This is a genomic window from Lysobacter sp. (assembly GCA_013141175.1).
Lineage (GTDB): Bacteria > Pseudomonadota > Gammaproteobacteria > Xanthomonadales > Xanthomonadaceae > Lysobacter_I.
Map to the genome: position 1 here is coordinate 3,870,061 of JABFRN010000001.1, position 26,070 is coordinate 3,896,130.

The following is a 26,070-nucleotide window of genomic DNA, read 5'->3' on the forward strand; positions in this document are numbered from 1 at the left end:
CTACGCCAGGGATTTCACGCGCTCGACCACCTGGAGGGTGGTCAGCCTGTCGAGCTCCAGCTCGGTGAAAAGTTCGGCGATGGCGTCCAGGTGATTGACGAACGGTCCGTGCTGCGCGGGCTGCGCTGCCGCACCCACGCTGGCCTTCGATGGAATCCAGCAACGGATGCGCGCGAATGAATATGCCGGCAGGTGCATCAGCGGAACCGTCTTCGCGCCGTCGTCCGCATCGGCGCCTTCATCGGCGATGGCCGACTGGCGATAACCCTGTTCGCGGATGTCGGCGACCTTTTCCTGCAGCAGCGGATGGAGATGCTGCGGCTTGTGCTCGCGGCTGGCGGTCGCTGTCGAGTACCCGCTTTCGCTGGGAGTGATCCAGTAAGCGTCTTCCGCGAACGGATACTGCGGCAGCGCGATCACGCCGGGCCTGTCCGCGCCGTACAGCTTGCGCCAATCCAGCGACAGCCCCTTCACCCACAGCTCGCACAGTTTCGACAGATTGCCGTCGGCGATGCACTTGCCGATGACCAGTTCCGTCATCCCGGCGTCCTCGCTCAACAGCCGAACGCTTTCCAGACCCTGCTTCACGTGCGCGGCGAACAGGTCGGCCGGCATCGGTTTCGCCGACTCGGTCCGCACGATGTATGCATTCAACCGGTCGACGACGTCCTGCATGTCGTGCGCGACGAAGCACAGTCTTTCGTCCATCGCATCGCGGTGCACCTGCAGACTGTGGCTCAAAGCGACCAGCGGAAGATCCGGACGGGCCTGCACGAAATCGAGCAATTGCCTGGCTTTCCGCAGCAACTGCTCCGCTGTGCGCGCCGACAAGGGAACGACTGCGCCGATCTCCGGACGGACCGGCATGGCGGCCGGCTGCGGCAGCTTCGGCATGTATTCGCCCAGGACCAGATGCGCGTTGGTGCCGCTGAAACCGAACGAGCTGATCGCGGCATGGCGGGCGACGCCCGGCGGCGTGGTCCACTCCTTCAGCGCCGTGTTGACGTAGAACGGACTGTCGGCGAGATCGAGATGTTCGTTCGGCTTCTCGAAATGGATGCTCGGTGGCAACTGCCGGTGCTTCAGCGCCAGCAGCAGCTTGATGAAGCCGGACACGCCCGCCGCCGTCAGGCAATGACCGATATTGGTCTTGACCGAACCGATGGCGCAGTAGTGCTTCCTGTCCGTCGACGGACGGAACGCGGCGTTCAGCCCTTCGATCTCGATCGGGTCGCCTAGCTTGGTGCCGGTACCGTGCGCTTCGATCAACTGGATCTGATTCGGGTCCAGCCCGAACCGGTCGTAGACGTCCATGATCAGGTGCTGCTGCGATTCGGCGTTCGGCGCGGTGATGCCGTTGCTCCGGCCATCCTGGTTGATGCCCCAGCCGCGGACCACCGCCAGGATCGAATCGCCGTCGCGCTCCGCGTCCGCCAGGCGCTTCAGCATGATCACGCCGACGCCCTCGCCCGGCACGAAACCATTGGCGCGCTGATCGAACGTGTAGCAGCGTCCGCTCGGCGACAGCATGCCGGCGTGGCCGGTCTTCAGGAACATGTCGGCGTTGGCCATCACGTACACGCCGCCGGCGAAGGCCAGTTCGGAGGCACCGGTCAGCAGGCTGTCGCAGGCCATCGAAATCGCGACCAGCGACGACGAGCATGCGGTGTCGATCGACACGCACGGCCCCTGCAGATTGAGGAAGTACGACAGCCGCGCAGCGAGGATGGAGGTCGCGCCGCCGGTGAAGCCCAGCGCATTGATCTGCTGTTCGCGCGACAGCAGGTTGTAGTCGCCGTAGGCGCAGCCGACGAAAACGCCGCATTTGCTGCCCGACAGCCGCTCGGCGGTATAGCCCGCGTTCTCCATGCCATGCCAGCAGCACTGCAGCAGGACGCGCTGCTGCGGATCCATGGCTTCGGCTTCCACCGGAGACAGGCCGAAGAACAGCGGATCGAACTGATCGTGCCCTTCCAGTACGCCCATCCACTTCGAATTGCTCTGGCCGAGCGAGGCGCGGCCTTCGACGTAATAGGTGCTGGTGTCCCAGCGCGACGCGGGGATTTCGCTGACGCAGTCGCGGCCGTTGGCGATGTTTTCCCAGAAGGCGTCGAGATCCTTCGCCATCGGGAACGAGCCCGCCATGCCGATCACCGCGACCTCGGGTGCGTGCGACATCGCGCCCGGCGACGCCGCCAAGGGTTCGATGGCGATGGCGTCCGTCTGCCAGGATCGCAGCGACGGCCAGTCGAACTTCTGCACGCCGACAGGCGCTGCGGAAAGCGTCGTCGCCACGGCATGCGTCGCAGGCGGCGCTGCCGGCTGCGCGACCGGATCGACCTGCGCGGAACCGCGCTCGACCAGCAGATCGCGCAGATAGCGCGCGAATTTCTCGACCGTGGCATACGTGTAGATCTTGGTCGCCTCGATCGCGGTGCCGTAGGCCTGATTGATCGCGCGGATCCAGGTGACGCCCGAGATCGAGTCAAGACCCAGTTCCACGAAGCCCCGGTCCGCATCGATGCTGTCGGGTTCCTGGCGCAGTTCCTGCGCGAGCATGCCGATGATGGCGTGCCTGATCGCACCGAGATCGACCCGGGGCTGTTGCGCCGCGGGTTTCGCGGCCATCGCGACAGGCAGCGCCGGCCTGGGTGCTGCGGTCGCGGGCTGCGGCGCGGTCGCAACGACAGCCGTCGCGACCACGGCAGGCGCATCCACGGGCAACAGCTCGCCGACGTGCTGGCCCAGCTTCTGCAGATTCGGGTAGGTGTAGACCTTGGTCGCTTCGATCGCCAGACCGAATTGTTCGTTGATCTTCCTGATCCAGGTGACGCTGGAAATCGAATCGAGGCCCAGATCGATGAACGGCGTGCGCACGTCGATCTCGGTCTCGTCGATGCGCAGTTCCTCGGCCAGCAAACGGCGGATCGTCGGCAGGATATCCGCGCGCGCCGATGCGGCCGGCGCGCGGCGCGGCTCCGCGCTCACGACCGTCGGCTTCGGCTGTTGCAGCGGCGCCGGACGGGATTGCTGCGCGGGCGTGAAGCGATCCTCGATACGCGACAGCGCATCGGACTGGCCGACCAGCGTGGCTTCGTGCATCTGCACTTCGCGCGCGAACAGCGCCTGCCATGCCGCGAAACGGTGCGCGGTGCTCGCCGCCTTCCAGGCGACGAGGTCGCTGCGTTCGTGCCGGCTGAACTTCTGCGCGAGCGCCATCGCATCCACCAGGACCCGATCGCGGGGAACGACGGTCAACAGCGGATTGCGCCGCTTCAGATCGTCGCCCAGCATCTCGCGGCCGGTGAACAGGCTTTCGCGCGCCAGATCCGGGCCAAGCTTCGCCGGCAAGATGCCGGTGGCGCCAGCACCGGGCGTGAACCCGAAATTCATGTACGGGCTGACGTAGCGACTTTCCTCGCTGAACAGCACGCAGTCGGCGAACAGTCCGAGCGTCCAGCCAGCACCGATGCCGTGACCCTGCATCGCCGCGACCACCGGCAGCGGACAGCGCATCGCCAGTTGGAAAACATCCAGATCGGTGAAGCGGACCTTGCCTTCCTGGATCGCCTTCAAACCATCGCGCGTACCGCCGGACGAGAAATACGTGTCGTAACCGACCAGCACGACCGCCTTGTACGAGGACGGGCGAGCGAGGCGATCGAACACTTCCTGCAGACCCGCGATCAGCGCGTCCGAGAACATGTTCCTGGCGTCGCGGTCTTCGAGCCGCACCAGGACCACGCCATCGGCGTCGACGCTGGCGCTGACCACGGTCGACGACAGTGCGAGCGTCGTTTCGCCCGCCGGTTGCGCACCGGCATGGGCCGCGTCCATCGCCACGGTCGCGGATTGCCCGCGCTGCTGGATGCGCGCGACGAGCGCCGACTTGTGGCTGAAAACGTCGCGCGGAATCGCGGCCAGTCCATCAACCACCTGCTGTGCGCCCGCAAGCGCGCCGCCGGCGGAACAGGCGTGCACGGATGGCGAGCGCTGCTGCAGTTCGCGACCGGTTTGCGAGAGACCGGACAGGATCCATTCGTTGGCGCACACGCCGAGGCGCTGCGCGACGACTTCGTCGAGCATGGGCAGCTGCGCGCGATAATCGTGCAGGGCGAGTCCGCCGTAGCGGCCGTCCTCGTTGCAGACCGCACGGTCGCAGGCGAGCGCCAGCACGAAGCCGGCATTGAGCGCATTCTTCTCGACGACCGCGACCACCGGCGCGCGCAGCAGCGAAAGATCCACGACGACCTGTCGCAGCAAGTCGACGTGTTGCGATGCGTCCTCGGGCAGGAAGGCCTCGAAGTCGCTGTGCAGGAACACTGCATCCGCATCACGGCATGCGTTCAACGCCGCGGACAATTGCTGCAGAACGGCGTCGGCTCGCGTCGTTTTCTTCGCCTTGATCCGCACGTGGATCCGGTTGTGGTCGCCCTTGCGAAGCTCGATGGCCTCATGCCGGGCCGAACCCGTCGCGACCACCGTCTCCGCCGACGCTTCGCCGACCGCATCGAACTGCGCAAGCCGCGCATCGAACCCGGACACCAGGTGCTGCTTGAGCAACCGCAGTGCGTCCTGCGATTTGTCGGAGAGACTCCGGCACAGGTCATCGACGGCGCTCGAGAGTCGCGCACGCTCGACCACCTTGGCGCCCCAACCGATCTGCCGCAGTTGCTCGCCGCTGAAGGGATCGGCATTGGTCGCCAGCAAGGCTGCGACCGATTCGCCGAACCGCGCGGCCAGCCACGCCATCTGCGAGCGCTGGGTCAGCGCGACGCCATCCTGCGTCGCAAGCCCGTAGACCTGATCGTCGACGGCCACCATGGCATCGCAGGCGCATGCGAACCAGAATCCCGCACCGACGGCCTTGCCGGCCAGCACCGCCAGCGTCGGATACGGGAACGACGCCAGTCCACGCCAGAGCGACCGCGTCGCTTCGTCGTCGAACACAGGGCTGCCGCCGTGCAGGAACACCTGCTCATCGCTTTCGAGCACGAGGGCCTTGATCGACGGCAATTCGCGCGCGTAGTCCAGCGCATCCCGGAACGCGTCGGCCAGCGCTGCATTCAGCGCGCCATCCACTGCGTCCATGCGCAGGACGAAAATACCGTCGCCGCGATCGCGCACGACGATCGACGCGCGCTGCCCGGACTCGACGCGGTCGCCTTCGGCGGCCAGCACGACGGCGGGCTTGTTCGCCACACCGGTCCGATCCACGGCGTTGGTCCGATCCGGTGCCGACAGCGCGATCGCATTGGGCTTGCCGGGCATCGCTGCGCTTTCGGCGCGTGCTGTCGTCGCTTCGGGATCGGCGGTCGCGGACGCAACGCTGAGGCCGTGGAACACGCGGTCCGCGATGCGAACAGGCGGCGCGGATCGTTCGGCGCCGCTTTCGACACGCTGCGCTTGGGCGATTTCGACGCGTGGCGATGGCGCATCGGACGCGATCGCCGCATGCGCCGGCATCAGCGCCAGCGACTCGAGCTGCACGCAGACCCTGCCATCGCCATCGCAGATCGCGATATCCACGCAGAAGGCGTCGCCCTGCGGATCGGCGGTTTGAATCCATGCATAGCGCGGGTTTTCGCAGCTGCCGTGGATCCGGATGGACGCGATGGAGGCCGGCATGTACAGCGTGCCGGCTGTCGGATGCAGCCATTGCGCGGCGATCAGCGCGTTTTCGAGGACGCCCGGGGGCAAGAGGCAATCGGAGAACGCATTGCGCGCGGCGTCCGACAGCTCGAAGCCCAGCAACAGGCCGTGCGCAGTCCGCTGGATCGTCGCGACCGTCCGATACAAGGCGTCGGCTTCGACGCCGATCGAGCGATCGGCCATCGCGATCGCCTCCTGGTCCGCGAACAACGGCGATGCGGTGCGCGTCAGCTGGGCGATATCGAGCACGGGCGCGGCGGTATCCGGGCGCGGCTCGGCGAATCCCTGGCACAGCACGCCGGCATGGTCGCCATCGATCGAGATTTCGAACGCGGCTTTCTGCTGCGACGGGCGTGCGCCCTGGCCGGGCAGCATCACCGCGATATCGATACCGCTCAATGGCGAAGCCGCGTGCGGCGCAGCGAATCGCACGTCCTGCAATTCCCACGGACTGCCGTTCTGCAGCGCGGGCAATGCGTCCGCGACCGCGGCCCTCGCCGCTTCGATCAGCACGCCATGCGGCACGCCGGGGTTGCCGAACAGCTTGATCCCGGAAAGACGCGCGTCATCGGCCCGGAATGCGCTGCGGTAGCGCTGCTGGCCGGGCTTGGAGATATTGTGGTGCACCAGCGGATGCAGGGCGGAGTCCAGCACGCCGGCGCCGAGCGACGATCCGCCCGGAGCTGCCGCCATCTCTTCATGCCAGTAGCGTTCGCGGGCGAACGGATAGACCGGCAGGTGCAGGCGCCCGGGCGAAGAGGCCGCGTGCAGTTTCCGCCAATCGACATCCAGGCCCTTGGTCCAGATATCGATCAGGCGCGAGAATTTCCCGGCACGGAACCAGCTGTCGACGCTGGCCTGCAATTCCTTGTCGACGCTGAACAGCGTGATCGCATCGCGGTGCCGCCTGGATTGCGCATAGAACAGATCGTCGGCGAGCGCGCCGTCCTCGATGCTGTCGCTGTCCAGGAACAGCGCGAGTTTTTCGAGCAACCCGGCACGCGAATGCACGACCATGGCGAGGCGTTCGTCCATCGCCTCGCGCCCGACCTGCAGGGTGTACGCCAATGCCGAAAGATCGATCACGGCGTCCTTTTCGACGAACGCTTTCAGATCCTCCGCTTTCTGCCGCAGCTGCGGGAAGGTGCGCGCCGAAAGCACGACGATGCACGCCGCGCCGTCGCGGTACGGCGCGGCATCCACGGGCGCGGAATACCCTTCGACGACCACGTGCGCGTTGGCGCCGCCGGCACCGAAGGAGGAAATGCCTGCGATCAGCGGCAAGCGCTTGCCGTCAACGACGGGCGCTTCCCACGCGCGCAGGCGCTGGTTGACGATGAACGGCGTTTCGTCGAAGTCGATGTTCGGGTTCAGTCGTTCCGAGTGCAGCGACGGCACGATCTGCCGATGCTGCATCTGCAGGATCACCTTCGTCAGTCCGGCGATGCCGGCCGCCGACTCGCAGTGACCGATGTTCGATTTCGCCGAACCGAGCAGGCAGAACTGCGTATCCGCCGTGTAGGCCCGGAACGCCTTGCTGATGGCCGCGATCTCGATCGGGTCGCCCAGCTTGGTGCCGGTGCCGTGCGCTTCGATGTAGCTGACATGGCGGGCGTCGACGCCGCCTTCGGCCAAGGCGTCGGCGATCACCGCCGCCTGCGCCTGCGGATTGGGTACCGTGTAGCCGTTGGTCTTTCCGCCGTGGTTGAGCGCGCTGCTGCGGATGATCGCGTGGATCGCATCGCCGTCGCGCTCGGCATCGGACAGGCGCTTCAACACCACCACGCCGACGCCTTCACCGGGGATGTAGCCATCGCCGCCTTCGCCGAAGCTCTGGCAATGTCCGGCGCTGGAAATGAACTGGCCACCACTGAGCATGCTGTACTTGCCCGGATGGATGCTGAGATTCACGCCGCCGGCCAGCGCCATGTCGGTGCGGCCGAGTCTCAGGTCCTGGCAGGCGAGATGGATCGCGGTCAACGACGATGAGCACATCGTGTCGAGGGTCATGCTCGGCCCGCGCAGGTTCAATACGTACGACACGCGGTTGGCGATGCTGGCGAGGCTGCCCGAACGGTTGTATTCGCCGTACATCACGCCGGCATAGACGCCGACCTGGCCACCGCGCCGTCCCTGCAATCCATCGCGCGTATAGCCCGCGTCCTCGATCGCCATCCACGCGTACTGCAGGAACAGGCGTTCCTGCGGGTCGATCTGTTCGGCGTCGCGCGGGGTGATATTGAAGAAGCGCGGATCGAACTCGTCGGCGCCTTCGATGAATCCGCCCCATTTGCTGCTGTGCTGTCCGGCGCCGAGCACTTCGCCAGCGGCGACATCGCGGAAATAGTCCTGCCAGCGCCAGCGCTGCGCCGGGATTTCGCGGATGCAGTCCTTGCCTTCGGCCAGATTCCGCCAGTAGTCGTCGAGATTCCTCGCTTCCGGATAGCGTCCGCTGAGCCCGACGATCGCCACCGGCTCCGTCGCCATCACCCTGCCGAGCACCGGCGGCTGTTCCGCTGCCGGAAGCTTCGGTGGAACAGGCGCCGCTGCGGCGCGCGTGGGTGGGATGCGTTTACCGACGACATGCTGTTGAGACGCCTGCTGCGCTGCATGCGGCATCGAAGCCGGCTTCTGCAGCGATACCGCAGGCGTTCGGGCCGCGCGAGGCGCCTGCGGCAGCTGCGGCGCGAGCACGTCGGCCAGCCGGGTTGCGTGCGTGGCGCAGAAATAATCGTTCAGCTGCGCGATGGTCTGGTATTCGAAAGCCAGCGTCTTGGGCAACTTGCCGAAGATCGATTCCAGATGCGTCACGAGCTTCATCGCCAGGATCGAGTCCATGCCGTAATTCTCGAGCGGCGCATCGGGACGCAGCTTGACGACGGGAATCTTCAATACGATGGAAAACTGCTGGCACAGGTATTCCAGCGACTTGGCCCGGAAGGCGTCGTCCGTGGACGGCGCATCAGCGGAGATGGCGGCCGACGCGTCTTCCTGCCCGGCGTCGCCAGCGCGATCGTTCCGCGGTGCGACGTCCGCGTGATCGAGCAGCGCCTGCATGGCCGACAGTTCGCCTTCCATCACCAGCAAACGGTCGCAGTCGAGCGCGAAGCCCCGATGCACCGCCCGCATCGCGGTCGCGGTCTTCAGCGGCTGCATCCCGGTCCGGCCCTGCATCCGCTCGTGCGTCGCCGCATCGAGGGTCATACCGCCGTCCTGCCAGAACGGCCAGTTCACCGACAGCGTGCGGCCCGAGCGTTGCCCCTGCCCCACGAGACCGTTGCGGTATTCCGCGAAGGCATCCATGAAGCCGTTTCCGGTCGCGTAATCGGCCTGCCCGTTGATGCCCCAGCAGGCGGCGATCGACGAACACATCAGCATGAAATCGAGCTTCGTATCCCGCGTGGCGCGATCCAGGTTGCCCACGCCCGCGACCTTGGGCGAAAGCACGGATGCGAATTCGTCGGTGGACTTCCTGATGATGAAACTGTCGCGGGTGATGCCGGCGCAATGGACGATGCCGGTCAGCGGCTGCCCTTCCGACCGCAGTCGCGCCACCAGCGCGTCGACCGCTTCCGCCTGCGCGACATCGAGCACAACGTAATCGATCTTGTGCTGCGCGGTCGCGAGCGTCCGCAGAATCTCCGCGGTCCCGGCCGACGGCGCCGATCGCCCGGCCAACACGATGCGCACGCGCGCGGTCTGCGCGATGATTTCGCGCGCGAACTGCAGGCCGATGCCACCGGCGCCGCCGGTGATCAGATAGCAGCCGCCCTCTTTGAAGATCACCGGGGCGTGAAGCGCGGCATCGTCGGACCCCGCTTTCGCCAGCAACCGCCAGCGCGATGCTTCGCGCTCCAGTTGCTTGCCGTCGCGCCGGTAGCGGACAGCGACATCCTGTCCGGAGGAAGCCTGTTCACCGGACGACGCCGATTCGCGTTGCAGCGATTGCAGCAGCTGCGCGGGCTCGATATCGGCAGGCACGCGGACGAACCGGGCGGACAGCGCCGGGTTCTCTTCCATCGCCGTTCGCAACAGCGCCTCGAGGCCCGTCGCCACGGACATGCCGGGCGAATCCACGGCGACCAGCAGCAGGCCGATACGCTTCGCGCGGCCGGCCTTGTTCGCCAACAGCGATTTGATTTCGCCGAAACATTGCAGCGCGGCTTGTGCGAACGATGCGTCGGTCTCCTTCGAGCCGGGCGGCGCGATTTCGACCAGGTCGGCCGCGCTCAGGTGCTTCCTCAGAAAGGCCGTTGTTTCGGACGCGACGCCCCACAGGAGGATCTTCTGCGGCGCCTGCGGCGATCCGCCCGCATCGCCTGCGGGCGCGGCGGGCGCACTCGTCCATTGGCGCGTCGCCAGGATCGTTCCCTGTTGTGCGGCATCGGCGTTGCGCTGTTTCAGCGCCTTGATGCGGACCAGCGCTTCGGCCTGGGTCAGGCGGCCTTCGGCGACAGCGCGATAAATCGGCAGTAAAGAGTCTTTCATGACAATAGCCCGAGATCCACGGCTTCTTCGGCCGACATTTCATTGTTGGAGATGCTTTCTAACAATTCCTGATAGAACGCTTCATCGAACATCGGCGTTTCATCCGATGGAATCACGAAACAAGGGGCTTCGGAAGACACCGCTTTCCGCGCTTCCACGACGCGCCAGGCGAATCCGCGAATGGCCACGCACAGCCTGCCGTCGGGCGCATGGATCGAGACATTGCAGGTCTCGGTCGCGGCGCCCTTGATCGGGCTGCGCATCGGCGTCAGTACGACGATCGCCTCCGGCGGGCACTGCCCGTGGATGGTCATCGATTGCAGCGTGAACGGAACCGATGGTTCCTTCGGCAGCGCCTGCAGCGACGGCAGGAAGCCGATGCAGGCCTGCAGCGCCGAATCCATCACGCTGGGATGCAGCCAATAGGCATCGCTGTCGCTCGCGCAGGAGGGCAGCGAGACTTTCGCCACGACCGTTCCATCGTCGCGGCAGATCTTGTCGATGCCGCGGTGCGTGGGACCGTAGTGCAGACCGACCTGGGTGAAGGCCGCATAGATGTCGGCGGCGCGCCAACCTTCGCCGTTCAGTACCGAAGCGAAGGCAGCGGTATCGACCATCGGCGCGTCGGCGCCGATGAACTCGGCCTCGCCCTGGCAGTGCAGCACCCGCTCGCCGCCGTTTTCGCTGAAGATTTCGCTGACGATCTCGAACATGATCGTGCCGGTTTCGTCGACGCCCAGATCGATCGCGACGGTCGTCCGGCCATTCACGATCACGGGCCGCCACCAGGCGACGTTGTTCAACACCAGTTGCTGCGACACGGCGCGCTCCGGCAACGCATCGGCGATCGCCGCCCGCGCCATTTCCAGATAGGCGACACCGGGCAGGACATGCTCGATGCGCCCGTCCGCCAGGCGCACGCGATGGTCGCGCAGGAAGGATTCGCTGCCGTCGAAGGTCGTGCGATACCGCTGCTGCATCAAGGTCGAAGCATTGACGTGCAGCAGCGGATGGATGACCGGTGCCGCGCCCGGGACGTTGCCGGCCGTGGCCGACATGTCGTCCTCCAGCCAGTAACGCTCTTTCGCGAACGGATACAGCGGCAGTTCGATGCGTCGCCGGGGTTGGTCGGCCGACGGCGCATGGCGATAGAGCTGTTCCCATGCGAGGTCGAGACCGTCGACCCAGAGCTCCGCCAACTTGCCCAGTTTGCCGTCGCGCAGGCAGGTGTCGATCAGGGCATCGCGCAGGTCGCCGTCCTGGCCGATGAACGCCAGTTTGTTCGAACGCGACGACGTGCTGCCGACATGCATGTCGCGCGAGGTTTCGCCGGCCGCGAATGCGCGCAGGCGCTCGACCAGCTCGCGCATGGAGCTCACGACGGTCGCGCAGCGCTCATCCATGGCCTCACGGCCCACCTGCAGGGTGTAGGCCACATCGGAGAGCGACAGCGAGGCTTCGTTGCGGACGATGAAATCGGCCAGCTCCCCGGCCTCTTCCCGCAGTTGTTCCCGCGACTTCGCCGACAGCGGGACCATCACCGCCGGCGTCGAGGGTGCATGACGCTTCGTTTCCGAGGAAAGCTCCGGGCCCGCTTCCAGCACCAGGTGCGCATTGGTTCCGCTGAATCCGAACGAGCTCACCACGCCGAGTCGACCGCCCTTGGCATTGACCGGCCAGGGTTTCAACGCGGTATTGATCACGAACGGACTGTCGGCGAGATCGAGATGCTCGTTCAAGCGCTCGAAATTGGCGGCAGGCGGCAACTGGCGGTGTTTCAGGGCCAGCACCAGTTTCAGCACGCCGGCCACGCCAGCGGCATACAGGCAATGGCCGACATTGCTCTTGACCGACCCGAGCACGCAGTACTCCGCTTTCTGCGTGTAATGGCGGAAGGCGTTGTTCAATCCTTCCACTTCGATCGGATCGCCCAGCGGGGTGCCGGTACCGTGCGCCTCGATCAGCTGGATGTCTTCCGGATCGATGCCGAACTTGTCGTAGATGCTGCGCATCAGGCGCGTCTGCGAGACCGGGTTCGGGGCGGTGATGCCGTTGGTCTTGCCGTCCTGGTTGATGCCCCAGCCGCGGATCGTCGCGTGGATGATGTCGCCGTCGCGCTCGGCGTCGGCCAGTCGCTTCAGCATCACCACGCCGACGCCTTCGCCCGGAACGAATCCGTTCGCGCGGTGATCGAAGGCGAAGCACCGGCCGTCCGGCGACAACATGCCGGACTGCGCGGTCTTGATGTGCATCATCGGGCCGGCCATGACCGCGACGCCGCCGGCCAGCGCGATGGCGCAATCGTGGCTGGCGAGGCTGTCGCAGGCGTTGGCGATGGCGACCAGCGACGACGAGCAGGCGGTATCGATCGCGATCGACGGCCCCTGCAGATTCAGGAAGTACGAGATGCGCGCGGCGAGGATCGACATCGCCGCGCCGGTGAACCCCTGCGTGCTGTAGCGGTGCTCGCGCGAGCGCTGGTGATAGTCGGTCGCGCCGCAACCGACGAACACGCCGCAGCGGCTGCCCGAGAGGGTACGCGGGTTGATCGCGGCGTTTTCGATCGCGTGCCAGCAGGTCTGCAGCAGCAGACGCTGCTGCGGGTCCATGCTTTCGGCTTCGGTCGGCGAGATGTTGAAGAACAGCGGGTCGAAGGCATCGCAATCCTCCAGCGCGCCCATCCAGCGGCTGTTGGTGGTGCCGGACACCGAGATGTCTTCGTTGAAATAGGCGTTGATGTCCCAGCGCTTCGACGGCACCTGGTCGATGCAGTCCTTGCCGCCTGCGATGTTCCGCCAGAATTCGTCGAGATTCTTCGCGTGCGGGAATTGTCCGGCGATACCGATCACGGCGATCGCATCGGTGCCGAGCCTCGGCGACCCACGATGCCGCGTCCGCCACGAAATCAACTTGCGCCGCTGCGTTGCGCCCGTACGCGCGACGGCCGCGACCGGCCGTTGGACGTGAACGACAGGCGCCTGCTCGCGCCGGGGCGCGGACGGCGATCCGGCCTGCGCCGGCAGCGATGCGCCGATGAAACGGGCGAACTCGACCAGCGTCGGATGGCTGTAGACCTTGGTGGCTTCGATCTTCGTCAGGTACTTGGCGTTGATCTTGCGCACCCAGGTGACGCCGGTGATCGAATCCAGGCCCAGTTCGACGAACTGCCGGTCCTCGTCGATGTCTTCTTCCGGCATGTGCAGTTCCTGCGCGAGCAGGCTCTTCAGCTCCCGCAGCAGATCCCTGCCCGCTTCTGCCGGCGCGGCAGCGACCACCGGCTCGACAGCAGCGCTCGCGGGCACTTGCGGCTGCGCGGCGGGCACCGTCTGCGGCGCGACCTGGACACGCGGGCGGTCGGCAGCCTGTGTCGACGCCTGCGCCGACACGCGTTCATGCACGAATTCGCAGAACTGGCGCAGCGTGGGATGGCTGTAGACCTTGGTCGCTTCGATCTTCGTCAGGTACTTGGCGTTGATCTTCCTGACCCAGGTGACCCCGGTGATGGAGTCGAGGCCGATATCGACGAACTGCGCGTCCTCATCGACGTCGCCGATCTCCATCTGCAGTTCGGCGGCGAGCAGCGACTTGAGATCCTCCGCCACGGCCGCGGCATCCACGGTCGTGGACGATGGCATCGCGGGCGATGGCACGGCGGCAGGCGCCGATGATGCCTGCGCCGCAGGTTCAACCGTCGCGACGGCGGCGGGTTGATCGCCGGTCAGGAAGTGCGCCATGACACCCTGCATGGCGTGCTGCTGGCCGACGAAACTCTGGTCGTGCATCGCCAGCTCGCGATCGTACGTCTCGTCGAGCACTGCCAGCCAGCGCGCGCCGAAATGGCGCTTCAACGCGATCAGGTCCTCGCGGCCACGCGTCGCCAGCGCGTCCGCAAGCGCCAGCGCCTGCGGCATCAGCTCGCTGCGTGCGAGACAGCGATGGGACAGGCCCTTCGCCTTCAGCTCGCTGCCGGAGTATTCGGTGGCGGTGAACAGCGATTCCTTGGCCAGATCGACGCCCAGCGTCGCCGGGAAAATCAGCGTGGAGCCGGCGCCGGGGGTGAAGCCGTACTGCATGTACGGGCTGATGTAGCGGCTTTCGGCGCTGAACATGCAGATGTCGGCGAACATGCCGAGCGCCCAGCCGCCGCCGATCGCGTGCCCCTGCATCGCGGCGATGACCGGCAGCTTGCAGCTCATCGGCAGCTGGTAGATCTTCGCGTCGGTGAACTTCGCGGTGCCCTGCTGGATCGCAAGCAGGCTTTCGCGGGTGCCGCCGCAGGCGAAATAGGTGTCGTAGCCGCACAGCACGACGACGCGATGGTCGTCGGACGCTTCGATGTGCGCGAACACGTCCTCCAGCCCCTGGATGATCTCCGGGGAGAACATGTTCTTGGCCTGGCGATCGACCATGCGCACGACGAACACGCCGTTGTCGTGGACTTCGGTTTCGATCGCGCTCGATGCGGAGACGAACGTCGAAGCCGGGCGTTTTCCCGCTGCGGCGTCGCCGGCAGCGGGCAGGCCGGCGGCGGCCTGTCCGTCGGCGCGCGCTGCCGCTTCGCGCATCCGCCATTGCTGGAACACCGTCGGCGACCGCAGCGGGAAGGATGCGGCGATCGCCAGCGCCTTCGCCAGGACCTCGCTGGCGCCACCGGTCGCGACGATGCCGGCGCATGCCACCAGTTCCGCACCGGAGACCGCCGCCGTATCGAACAGGATCCTTTTCGCCAGGCGCTCGCCGAATCGACGGTCGAACCGCAGGGTCGCCTGCTGCAGCAGCGTCGGATGCCGCCACAGCGCTTCCGTCGAATACCGGCCGCTGTCGAGATGGACGCAGGCATCGCCGCTCAGGCCGAGCAACCAACCGGGGCCATCGGCATCGTGTTCGAAGGCCGTGATCACCGGCACCGGGAAGGACGACAGTGCGGCCTGCAGTGCGGTCAGTTCCGACTCGCCATCGGTGTCGATCGGCGGCAGGAAGCCATCATGCTCGCTGCGGATGACGAGCGCCGCGTAGCCGCTGGACTGCGCGAGATCGTCGAGCGCGGCGCGCAGGTTGCGCAGCAGCGCGGACGGGTCCGCACCGCTGCCGAACAGGCGAAGCGAAACGACGGACGCCGACAGCATTTCGACCGCAATGCCTTCGCGTGCGACCCACGCATCGAGCGACAGCGTCGGGCGCTGGGGCTGCGTTGTCGCGTCCGGTTCCTGCGTCGACGAGCCGGTCGCGCCGAAACCGGTCGTGCCGAAACCAGCCACATGCTGCTGCCATGCGCTGGCCAGATGCGTTTTCAGCAGGCGCAGGGCTTGGCCGGGCTTTTCGGCCAGCGTCCTCGCGAGCGTCAACGCGGTCGACAGCGCCTGCGCACGGTCGGCGATCGGGAACGTCCAGCCCTTCGCCGACATCGAGCGACCGTCCTGGGCGCCTCCGATGTAGAGCAGATCGTTGGCCAGAGCCGCGCCGAAACGGGCCGCGAAGAAGTCGCTTTCCACCGGCGTCGCATGCACGCCCGACTGCGGATCGGAGAAGCCGTATCGCGATTCGCGGCTGCAGATCATGAAGTCGCAGATTGCGCCGAGCAGGAAGCCCGCACCGCTGGCATCGCCCTGCATGACGGCGATGGTCGGAATCGGGAGATCGAGCACGGCCCGATACAGGCCCGCGCTCGCCGCCTGGTCGATCGCAGGACGATCGCCGTGCAGGAAATCCGTCTCCGATCCGGTGATCAGCAGCGCCTTCGCATCCGTGCGCAGTTGCACGGCCTGCAACGCCTGACGCAGGTGATCCAGAGCGGCGCCGTCCAGCATGTTGCGTTCGATGGCGATCGACAGAACGCCATCGCCATGGTCGTGGATGCTGACGCACGATGACTGCGCATCCGCAGCGGAAGCCGCGCCGGGTGCCGACAGGGAAATCGTGGGACGCGCCACGCGCTTCGCATCGCTGCTGTCGCCGGCATCGCCGAGGACGCTCGGTGCGATCGCCCTCAGGGCGATGGTGTTCGGTTTGGTGGCGACGGCATCCGGGACCGGGGACAAGGCCACGGCCGGCAGGACGGTTGGCAAGAACTCGATGCGTTGCCTGGTCTCGACCGGTGGCTTGATCTCGACCGGTGTCGGCAACTGCAGCGTCGCTTGAGCGACGGTGGTCGGTGCGCTGGCGCTCGAAACGACGACATCGTGATCCGATGCGCCCTGCAATCGCAAACCGGTCGCGTGAAAGCTGGGCTGACCGAGTGCGTCGAACGCTTCGACCTCCCATTCGGATTCGCTGCGGTCCGCGCCCGGGGCATCGCTGCAGCGCAGGATGAGATAGCCGCGTTGATCGCAGCGGGCGTGGACCTGCAGCGTCCGCAGTTCGCGAAGCTGCCATTCGACGGCGGACGACGGCAGGCGGCCGAGGTCGCCGAGCAGCCGGGCAGCGCCCTGGGTCAGCGCTTGCAGCATGCCCGGAGACAGTCCCCAGGGCTCGGGCGCAGACGCTTCCGTCGAGAATTCGAGCACGATCTCGCGGCCTGAAAGCACCGCACGCTGGACGACACGCGGGCCGATGCCACCGAGATGCGCATGGAATGCGTCGGCGGCTTCACCGCGCGACAGGCGCGCGGCGATGGCGGCGACGTCCAGATGCGCCGGTCGGGCCTGTGGTTCGAATTGCGCGCGGCCTTGGCAGTGGATGTTCTCCTGCCCATCGCGCGTGCTGTAGATTTCGAAGCGCAGCGCCTCATCGCTATCGGGCAACAGCGCGATCTGCAGCTCGCACCCGGCGTCGATGACGATGGGATCGGCCGACACCATGTCGTCGATCCGCAGGTCGCGTGTCTGTGCCTGCTCGGGATACGCCGCCGCCACGGCGGCGCGCGCCATTTCGATGCACAGCAGGGCCGGCAGCTGGCGTTGGCCGGCCGCGCCCTGCACGAGGAAGGATTCGTCGCCCTTGAAGCCGGCGGCGTAAGCGGGATAGCGCAGCGTCGATGTATTGCGCTGAAGCAGCGGATGCGCCGCTGCGTGCGCCTGCGCGGCGGCGCCCGAACGCTGGGGCTCCATCCAGTGACGATCCCGGGCGAACGGATACAGCGGCAGCGAAATGCGTTTCGGCCGCAGTGGGGCATACAGCCTGCTCCAGTCGAGGTCCACGCCCCTGGCCCAGTGCTCCGCCAGCTTTGCGTCGTCGCGCTGGGCGATCCAGGCATCGCATCGCTGCGAAAACCCCGGGTCGGCCCTGCAGGCCGCGATGAATTCTTTTTCCTGTCGGGTCGAACCGCGATACGTGTCGCGTCCGGCACGCTGCCCGGTCGCCAGTGCGCGCAGCTGTCGCTGCAGGTCGTCGATCGAACCGGCGATGAGCGCCAGACGCTCGTCCATCGCTTCGCGGCCGACCTGCAGCGTGTACACCAGCTCGCTCAGATTGACACCCGATCCGTTGCGCGACAGGAAGGCATCGAGCTGGCGGATCTTCTGCTGCAGCTGATCGGACGTGCGTGCGGACAGCGGCACGATGCAGGCGCGATCGCCGTCGAACGCCTGGCGATAGGCGGCGTCGGATTCCGGTTCCGGGCGCTCCTGGACGACGACATGTGCGTTGGCGCCGCCCGCGCCGAAGGACGAGATGCCGGCGATAAGCGGGATCTCGCGCATGCCGGCGGCATCGCTGACGACCCGCCTGCGCCACGGCGCCAGCGTGCGCTGCAGGTGGAACGGCGTCTTCGAAAAATCGATCTCGTCGTTGACCTCGTCGGAATGCAGCGTCGGCACGAGCTGCCGATGCTTGAGCTGCAGCAGCACTTTGCCCAGCGCCGCGATGCCGGCCGCCGACTCGCAATGACCCATGTTGGATTTCAACGAGCCGATGGCGCAGTACTGCCGCTCCGCGCTGCCGTCCGCTGCCGTGCGACGGCTCGCGGCGAAGGCCTTGGTCAGGCCGGCGATCTCGATCGGATCGCCGAGCGCCGTACCGGTGCCGTGGGCTTCGATATAACCGACGTCGGCGGCATCGACGTTCGCGCGGGCAAGCGCGCTGGACACGACATCCGCCTGGGCGACCGGATTCGGCACCGAATAGCCGTGGGTGCGCCCACCGGCATTCAACGCGCTGCCCTTGATCACGGCATGGATGTTGTCGCCGTCGCGCAGGGCATGCGACAGCGGCTTCAGGATCACCGCGCCCACGCCTTCCGCATCGATGAAGCCGTCCGCATTCCTGCCGAAGGACCGGCACTGCGAGCCTTCCGACAGCATGCCGACCGCCGTGAGTTCCAGCATGTGCTGCGGATCGACGATCAGGCTGACGCCACCGGCGATCGCCGTATCGCACATGCCGCCGTAGAGGCTCTCCAGCGCGAGATGGATCGCGGTCAGCGACGACGAACAGGCGCTGTCGACAGCGAACGAAGGCCCGTTGAAATTGAACAGGAAGGACACGCGATTCGCGATCGAGTAGTACAGCGGCTGGACCGTGTACCTCGAGTTCATCACCCCGACGAAGACGCCGACCTTTCCGTTCGGCGCAAGCGTGGCCGGCGTGTGGCCGCTGTCTTCGATCGCGTGATAGCTGGTTTCTAGAAACAGCCGTTCCTGCGGGTCGAGGCGTTTGGCTTCCTTCGGAGCGATCTTGAAGAACAGCGGATCGAATTTGTCGATCTCGGCGAGAAATCCGCCCCACCGGGTGTAACTGGTGCCGGCCTTGCCTTTCTCCGGATCGTAGTAATCCTGCCAGTTCCAGCGGTCGGCGGGAATTTCGGTGACGCAGTTCCTGCCCGAAGACAGGTTTTCCCAGAACTGTTCCATGTCCTGCGCCTGCGGGAATCGGCCGCTGAAACCGATCACCGCCACGTCGAACACATTCAGTCCTTCCGCAGCCACGGCCGGAGCCGGGACGGGGAGCGGGAGCGGGACCGGCGCCGGCGCCGGCGCCACCGCCTTGCGTGGCGCGAACCGTCGCCGTTCGGTTTGCTCGCTGCCTGGCGACAGCGTGGCGGGCGCGACGGGAGCGGCTGGACGTGCGGATGATGCGGCAGCAACGGGCATCTGGCCTTTCGCCGCAAGGACAGCGACCAGCGTCTCGCGATCGTTGTCGAGGAAATGCCGCACCAGGCCATCGATGCTCTTGACTTCGAAGAACAGCGTGCTGCGCACGCTCGGGAACAGTTTGCGGAAATGGGTCGTCAGCTGGACGACCAGGATGCTGTCGAGGCCGTAGCTTTCGAGCGCCGCGTGCGGTTCGATTTCGCGCGCATCCATCTTCAGCGCGCCTGCGATCACGTCGCGGAACAGCGCGATGGACGCTTGGCGCAGCGCCGCATCGTCGGTGACCGCCGCGTTCGCCGGGATCGACGATTGCGTCGGCGCGGACGGTACGGATACCGCCGCCGGTGCGACTGCGACCGGGGCAGCCGCAGCCATGGCGCGCGCGGGCGGTTTCGGCGGCAGCGCATGGGCGACCAGACGCTGCCTCACGACGCCGTCGCTGCTCGCGACGATGATCTGCTGGCCCAGCCCGTGCTGGTCCTTCGCGGGGAATCCGATATCGAAATAGCGTTCGGCCTTCAACAGGCTTTCCCACTGCGCCGGCGACAAGCCGGGGCTGCCGGGCAACCGCAGGTTCTCGTCCTCGTACAACCACCAGCCTTCGAGCAGCCCGAACGTGAAATGCGTGTACCACGACCAGTCGCTGATCTCGTTGACCAGCAGCAGGCCGTTGCGCTTCAGCGCCGCTTTCGCATTGCGCATGGTCTCGCGCATGTTCGAGGTCGCGTGCAGCACGTTGGTGGCGATCACCACGTCGTAGCTGTTGGCGGGTACCGCTTGCCCGGCCAGCGGTTTGCCGACATTGAAGATGGCGGTCCTGATCGCCGGGAACTGCGGCTGGTAGACATCCTCCGCATGCAGCAGGAACGCCTTCGACAGATCGGTGTAACAGTATTCCTCGATGGCATCGCCGAACTCGCGCAGCATCGGCAGCAATGCGGCGGTCGTGCCGCCGGTGCCGGCGCCGATCTCGAGCAGACGGATGCCGCGCTCGCCGCGCGCGACCTTCGCGGCCAATGCGGCGCGCAGGCTTTCGCCCAACACCCGGTTGAAATGATCGGCGACGAGATTGTGCTTGTAGATGCCCTCGACCATGTGCATCGAGGATTCCGGGAACATCACGTCGGTCGCGGGCACCGCGTCGGTCAGGATCTCCGGCAGGCTGCGCAGGCACGCTTCGATCAGCGTGAGGTAGGCGCGATGGTTGGCGTTGTCGTGCCACGCGGGCTTGGCCGCGTCCCAACGCTGCCACAGGGCGTCGACGGACGCCATCGTGACGAACCTGTGGCGCTGCGTCGCCGCATCGATGTCGAGGCGTCCCTGCTGCGCGAGGTAACGCAGCGTCGCGCCCAGCCAGCGCTGGTACAGCGGCCCGAGCTTCTCGAAGCATTCGGCCGGCGCGCACTCGCCGTTGGCGTCGGCGAACAGCGCGCGCAGCTGCGCGGCGACGATCGTGGACGCCAGCTGCTCGGCTTCGACCGGCAGTTTCGCGGCCTCCAGCTCGGCGGCGGAGAAACCGTGCTGTCCGTGTGTTTTCGGTGGATTCATGACGCAGTCACCACATCGCTTGATGTTTCGTTGAACTTCTCGGAATCCGCGTAATAGCGGATCTCCTCCGATACCAGCATCTCGTCCAGCGCGGCGTCGGCGAGCACCTTGGCGAACGCCAATTGGTCCATCTCCGACGCAACGAACTGTTGCAGTGCCTGCATCGCTTCTTCCGGCTCGATGGAGCCGAAACCAAGTGCTTCCATACGCTTCTTGTAGAACTCGTCGGTCACGATGCCGACGCTGCCCCAGTAGCCCCAATTGACGATCTTGACCGGATAGCCGTGCGCCGCGCGCATGCTGTGCGCGAAGCTGTCCTTGAACGTGCAGCCGGCCGAATAGTTCGATTGACCGGCGCCGCGATAGAACGACGAAAGCGACGAGAAGAACAGCATGAAGTCGAGATCGTGGCCGCGGAATACGCGTTCCAGGTTCACGCTGACATCGACCTTGGCGGCGAGGCTCTGGCGGAACACCGTTTCGTCCATGCTGCGCACGCTCTGGTCCTGCAGCACCAGCGCCGAATGGACGACGCCATCGATCTTCGGGAAACGCTCGCCGATCCAGCGAACGACCGATGCCAGCGCCGACTCGTCGCTCGCATCCGCGGCGAAATAGTGCGGACGCTTGCCCATGGCCATGATGTCATCGAGTTTCGCTTCGATATGCTCGTCGAGCGGACGCCGGCCGATCCAGATCACATTGGCGTCGAAGTGCTGGACCATGTGCCGTGTCCAGACCTCGCCGAGCCCACCGGCGCCGCCGATCACGACATACACGCCGTTGTGTTTGTAACCGGGATTCGACGCCGGGATGCGGGTGACTTCGGCGAACTCCTGCCGGTGCCATTCGTTGTTGCGGCAGGCCAGTCCCCTGCCCTGCTCGTCCCACGGCAGCGCAAGGATTTCGCGCGCGGAGAGGCGGTCGATGGATTCGATGTCGAGCAGCCGGAAGCGCCACAGCGGCACTTCCTTGGCGATGCTGCCGATCATGCCGTGCACACCTGCGTGGTGTGGCAGCACGGGGTCCGCATCGTCGACCCGCTGGGTCATGCAGGTCACCACCGTGATCTTCAATTCGTGCTCGAAATGGTCGAGCTGCGTCAACGCCTTGATGATCCGGAACAGGGTCAGCACGCCCGCGTGCTGGCTTTCGACGACGGGCACGGCAGCGTCGTCGCAGAGATCCGGCGCCAGCCAGACCAGATGGTCGAAGGACAGCGCCGCGAGCGTGGCCTTGATGCTCTCGATCGATGCATCGGAGGCGATCGGCGAATGCTGCAGGTCCACGAGCGCGCTCCGCAACCATCCGAAGGCGCGTTCGCCGCCGCTGAGCAGCAGTACTTTCTCGCCCGGGGCCGGCCTGACGGTGTCGTCGCCGAACAGCACCGGATTCCATCGCGGGAGCAATGCCCGCAGCGTCGCCGTCCCGGCGTTTCCGGAAGATTTCTGCATGGCCGATATCGATGCCGGCAATGACCGGCCGCCGCCCTGCGATGCGGCGGACACGATCGAGACCGCGGCGACCGGGCGCGAGACGAGACCGCGGATCTGCACGCAGGACGTGCCGTAGCGATCCATCACATCGATATCGAAACTGCGCAGGCCCGATACGCCGGAGCCCATCGCCGGACGGACCCATGCCAGCATGTCCGCCGACGTGGCCGCGTAGACGCGCATCGTGTCGAAACTGAAGGGCATCGCGGCTGCCGCGCTCGCGGAGCCGAAACCGGCCAGCAGGCAGATCGTGCACTGCATCGCGGCATCCATGATCGCCGGATGCAGCACATATGCCTGCGCCTGCGGATCGGTGCTGTTCGGAAGCTGCAACAGCGCCAGCACTTCATCGTCGTCGGTCTTCAGGCCGACGATGCCCTGCATCGACGGCCCGTAGCGCAGACCGAGCGCCGCAAAACGCGCATACAGCGCCTGCTGCTCGTAATGCATGCCGTCGAGGGCATCGTCCAGCGCGACGACATCGATGCTTTCGAGCGACTCGCTTGCAAACGCTTCGCTTTCGAATGCCTCGCCCTCGAGCGCGGGCATCGCGGCGCTGCAGTGCAGGGAGCCACGACAATGCAAGGTGCTCGTCGCATCGGTTTCCGAAGTGATCTCGTAATCGATCGCGTATTCCGCCGTCGGGTCGTCGCTGTTGTCGAACAGCGTGACGGTGACCTCGACGTCGTCGTCGACCACGATCGGCTGGATCCAGGCGTGATTCCTGAACTCGACGAACCGGTCATCGGCTGCGGGCAACGCGAGCGCCAATGCCGCGCGCGCCATTTCGAGGTAGGCGACGCCAGGCAGCACCCGGGCGCCATTGACGCGGTGGTCGTCCAGGTAGAACGCACCGGCGTTGAGTCTGGTGCGGTATGCCTGGCGTCCCAGATCGGAAATATTCCGATGCACGAGCGGATGCAACCGGCTCACGGGCTGCTCGCGTTCGGCGGCGGGCATCGCCTGGTCGCCACGGGCGATCCAGAACCGCTCCTCGGCGAAGGGATACGTCGGCAGGCTCATGCGCATCGGCAGCGAAGCGCGATAGAGCTTGCGCCACTCGAAGTCGACGCCCTTCGCCCACAGGCCGAGCAGCTTGTCCAGCTTCCGCCCGCTCAACCATTTGTCCAGGGTCAGCCGCAGATCCTCGTCCGTGTTCCACAGGCCGAGGGTCTCGTCGTCTTCGACGACGCGTCCGCGCTGCACGCCGACCGTATCCATGGCGTCTTCGCCCAGTGTGCGCAGGCCGGCCTTCAATTCGTCCAGCGAACGCACGACGAAACCAGCGCGCTCTTCCATCGCCGCACGGCCCACTTGCAGCATGTACGCAAGCGAAGGGAGGCGGTTCGCGATCGTCGCTTCGGGCTCGCCGACCGGTGGCGCGTGGCGCTCGATGAACGCCAGCAGATCGCGTGCCTTCTGTTTCAGTTGCGCCGGGTTGCGTGCGGACAATGCAATCAGCAGCTCATCGTGGGCGGTCGCCGCCTTGTCCATGCGGATCGGCGGCAGGTACTCCTCGAGCACCAGATGCGCGTTCGTGCCGCTGAAACCGAAGGAACTGACGCAGGCCCGCCGCTTGTCTCCCAGCACCGGCTGCCACGCCTTGTTTTCGCGGTTGACGTAGAACGGCGAGTGCTTGAAATCGAAATGGCGGTTCTCGTTCTCGACATTCAACGTCGGCACCAGGCGGCGATGCTTCAGGCACAGCAGCACTTTGTGCAGGCTGGCGATGCCCGACGCGGCGGCGGTATGGCCGATATTGGTCTTGACCGATCCGAGCGCGCAGAAACCCTCGCGCTGGGTCTGCGCCCTGAACACGGTCGCCAGCGCCTCCAGTTCGATGGGGTCGCCGAGTTTCGTACCGGTGCCGTGCGCTTCGATGTAGCTGATGCTTTCGGGATGGATGTCGTGATCGCGGTAGAGCTGGCTTTCGAGCGCGATCTGGCTCTTGATGCTCGGAGCGGTGATGCCGTTGGTCCTGCCGTCCTGATTGATCGCGGAAGCGAGGACAACGCCATGGATCTCGTCGCCATCGCGTTCCGCGTCGCCCAGGCGCTTGAGCACGACGGCACCCACGCCCTCTCCCATCACGATGCCGTCGGCGGCGTCGTCGAAGGTCCTGCACTGCCCGCTCGCCGACAGCATCCTCGCTTTGCACATGCCGATATGGGTGACCGGGCTCAGCCAGAGCCTGACCCCGCCGACGAGGGCAAGATCGATCTCGCCGCTGCGCAGCGCCTGGCAGGCCAGGTGCGTTGCGACCAGCGACGAAGAGCACGCCGTGTCGATCGCAAGCGCGGGGCCCTTGAGATTCAGGAAGTACGACATGCGCGACGCCGCGATCGCCGAATGGTTGCCGGTGATGGTTTCGGAAATGCGCGGGCTCGTGGCGTACTGCCAGGAGTATTCGCTGCTTTCCATGCCGAGATACACGCCGCAATTCAGGCCATCGGCATCGCTGCCGACGTAACCGGCATCCTCCAGCGCACGGTAGCCTTCCTGCAGGAACAGCCGCTGTTCCGGATCCATGTACAGCGCTTCCTGGGGCGCGATGCGGAAGAAGCGCGGATCGAAGGCGTCGGCGTTGTCGAGGATGCCCATCGACCGGGAATACATCTTCCCTTCGGCATCCGGATCGGCGTCGTAGTACGCATCGGCATCCCAGCGCGAATCCGGTATCCCGACGATCGAGTTCGTCGCGGTCGCCAGGTTCTGCCAGTATTCCTCCAGATTGCCGGCCTGCGGATAACGGCCGGACATGCCGATCACCGCCAGCTTTTCGGACCCGCCCTGCGACGTGTACGCATCGATCCTTCCGCTGTCGCGATGGGAAAGCGCCGCCTGCGCCGCATATTGCGCATGCGGTTCGCGCACCGCATGCGCGTGTTCCTGCAGCCTGGGCTGCGCGGCTTCGAGATACTGCGCGAGCGCGAAGACATTGGGATGATCGTAGATTCCGACGCTCGACAGCGCTGTCGCGAACTTCTGGTTGATCGCGAGCACGAATTCTGTGCCCAGGACCGAATCCAGCCCGAGCTCGACCAGCGGCTTGCGCAACTCGATGTCTTCCGGACGCGCGTGCAGCACCGCCGCCAGCATCAGGCGCAGTTCCTTCTGGATCCTGTCGAACGTCAGCGTGCCATGCGCCGCCGCAACCGGAGGTGCGGCGTGTTCGACGACATCATGGCCGCGAAGCCTCGCGAGGAGTTTCGCCGGATCGCCCTGGGCCACGACCATCTGCGCGCGATTCATGGCGACGCAATCATGGAATGCCGACAGACCGACGCCGGTCTCCATCGCCTGCATGCCGATACTCTGCGCCAGCACCGCCTGCGTCGTCGCATCGATGCGCATGCCGCCGTCCTGCCAGTACGGCCAGTTGATCGACACGCTGGCGCCGCTGCGCTCTCCGCGACGGACGCGTTCACGGCGGTACTGGATGAAGTGATCCATGAATCCGTTCGCCGCCGCGTAGTCGCTCTGCCCGACGCTGCCCATCGCGCTCGCGATCGACGAGAAGACCACGAAGAAATCCAGATCCAGGTTCCGGCTCGCATTGTCCAGATGGGCGGTGCCGGTCACTTTCGGCAGCAGGGTCGCACGGAAATCCTGCGTGCTCTTCTTCGCGAGCAGATTGTCGGAGATCATCCCGGCGCAATGGATGATGCCGTTGATCGTCCGATATCGGGACACGAGGTCGTTGAACGCGCTCTCGACGCTGCCGGAGTCGTGCAGATCGAGCTGCATGTAGACGACCTGCGTATGCGCGCGCTGCAGACTGTTCACGTCCTGCACGATGGCATCGGTCGGCGGCGAGCGTCCGGTCAATACAATGGTCGCATGCGCGCAGTGATCGACGA

3 protein-coding genes (1 of these 3 only partly in view) are annotated in these 26,070 nt (G+C 66.0%); all 3 read right to left on the reverse strand.

The features are described from left to right. Tightly spaced (each overlapping or abutting the next), the 3 genes in view from HOP03_16930 to HOP03_16940 form a layout consistent with a single transcriptional unit that may run on beyond the window. Window positions 1–10,140: an SDR family NAD(P)-dependent oxidoreductase gene (locus HOP03_16930; protein ID NOT89843.1), complete on the reverse strand. Its 10,140-nt coding sequence runs from the start codon at window positions 10,138–10,140 to the stop codon at window positions 1–3. Further along, window positions 10,137–20,714 (reverse strand): methyltransferase, encoded by a 10,578-nt coding sequence (locus tag HOP03_16935; protein NOT89844.1) that lies wholly within the window; start codon window positions 20,712–20,714, stop codon window positions 10,137–10,139. The genes HOP03_16930 and HOP03_16935 overlap by 4 nt, the downstream gene beginning before the upstream one ends. Beyond that, window positions 20,711–26,070, reverse strand: partial view of an SDR family NAD(P)-dependent oxidoreductase gene (locus tag HOP03_16940; protein NOT89845.1) — the 3' end only. The gene runs 7,624 nt beyond the window's last position; 5,360 of the gene's 12,984 nt are visible here — the last part of the coding sequence; the start codon falls outside the window, past its right edge; its stop codon occupies window positions 20,711–20,713. Before HOP03_16940 ends, HOP03_16935 begins: the two co-directional genes overlap by 4 nt.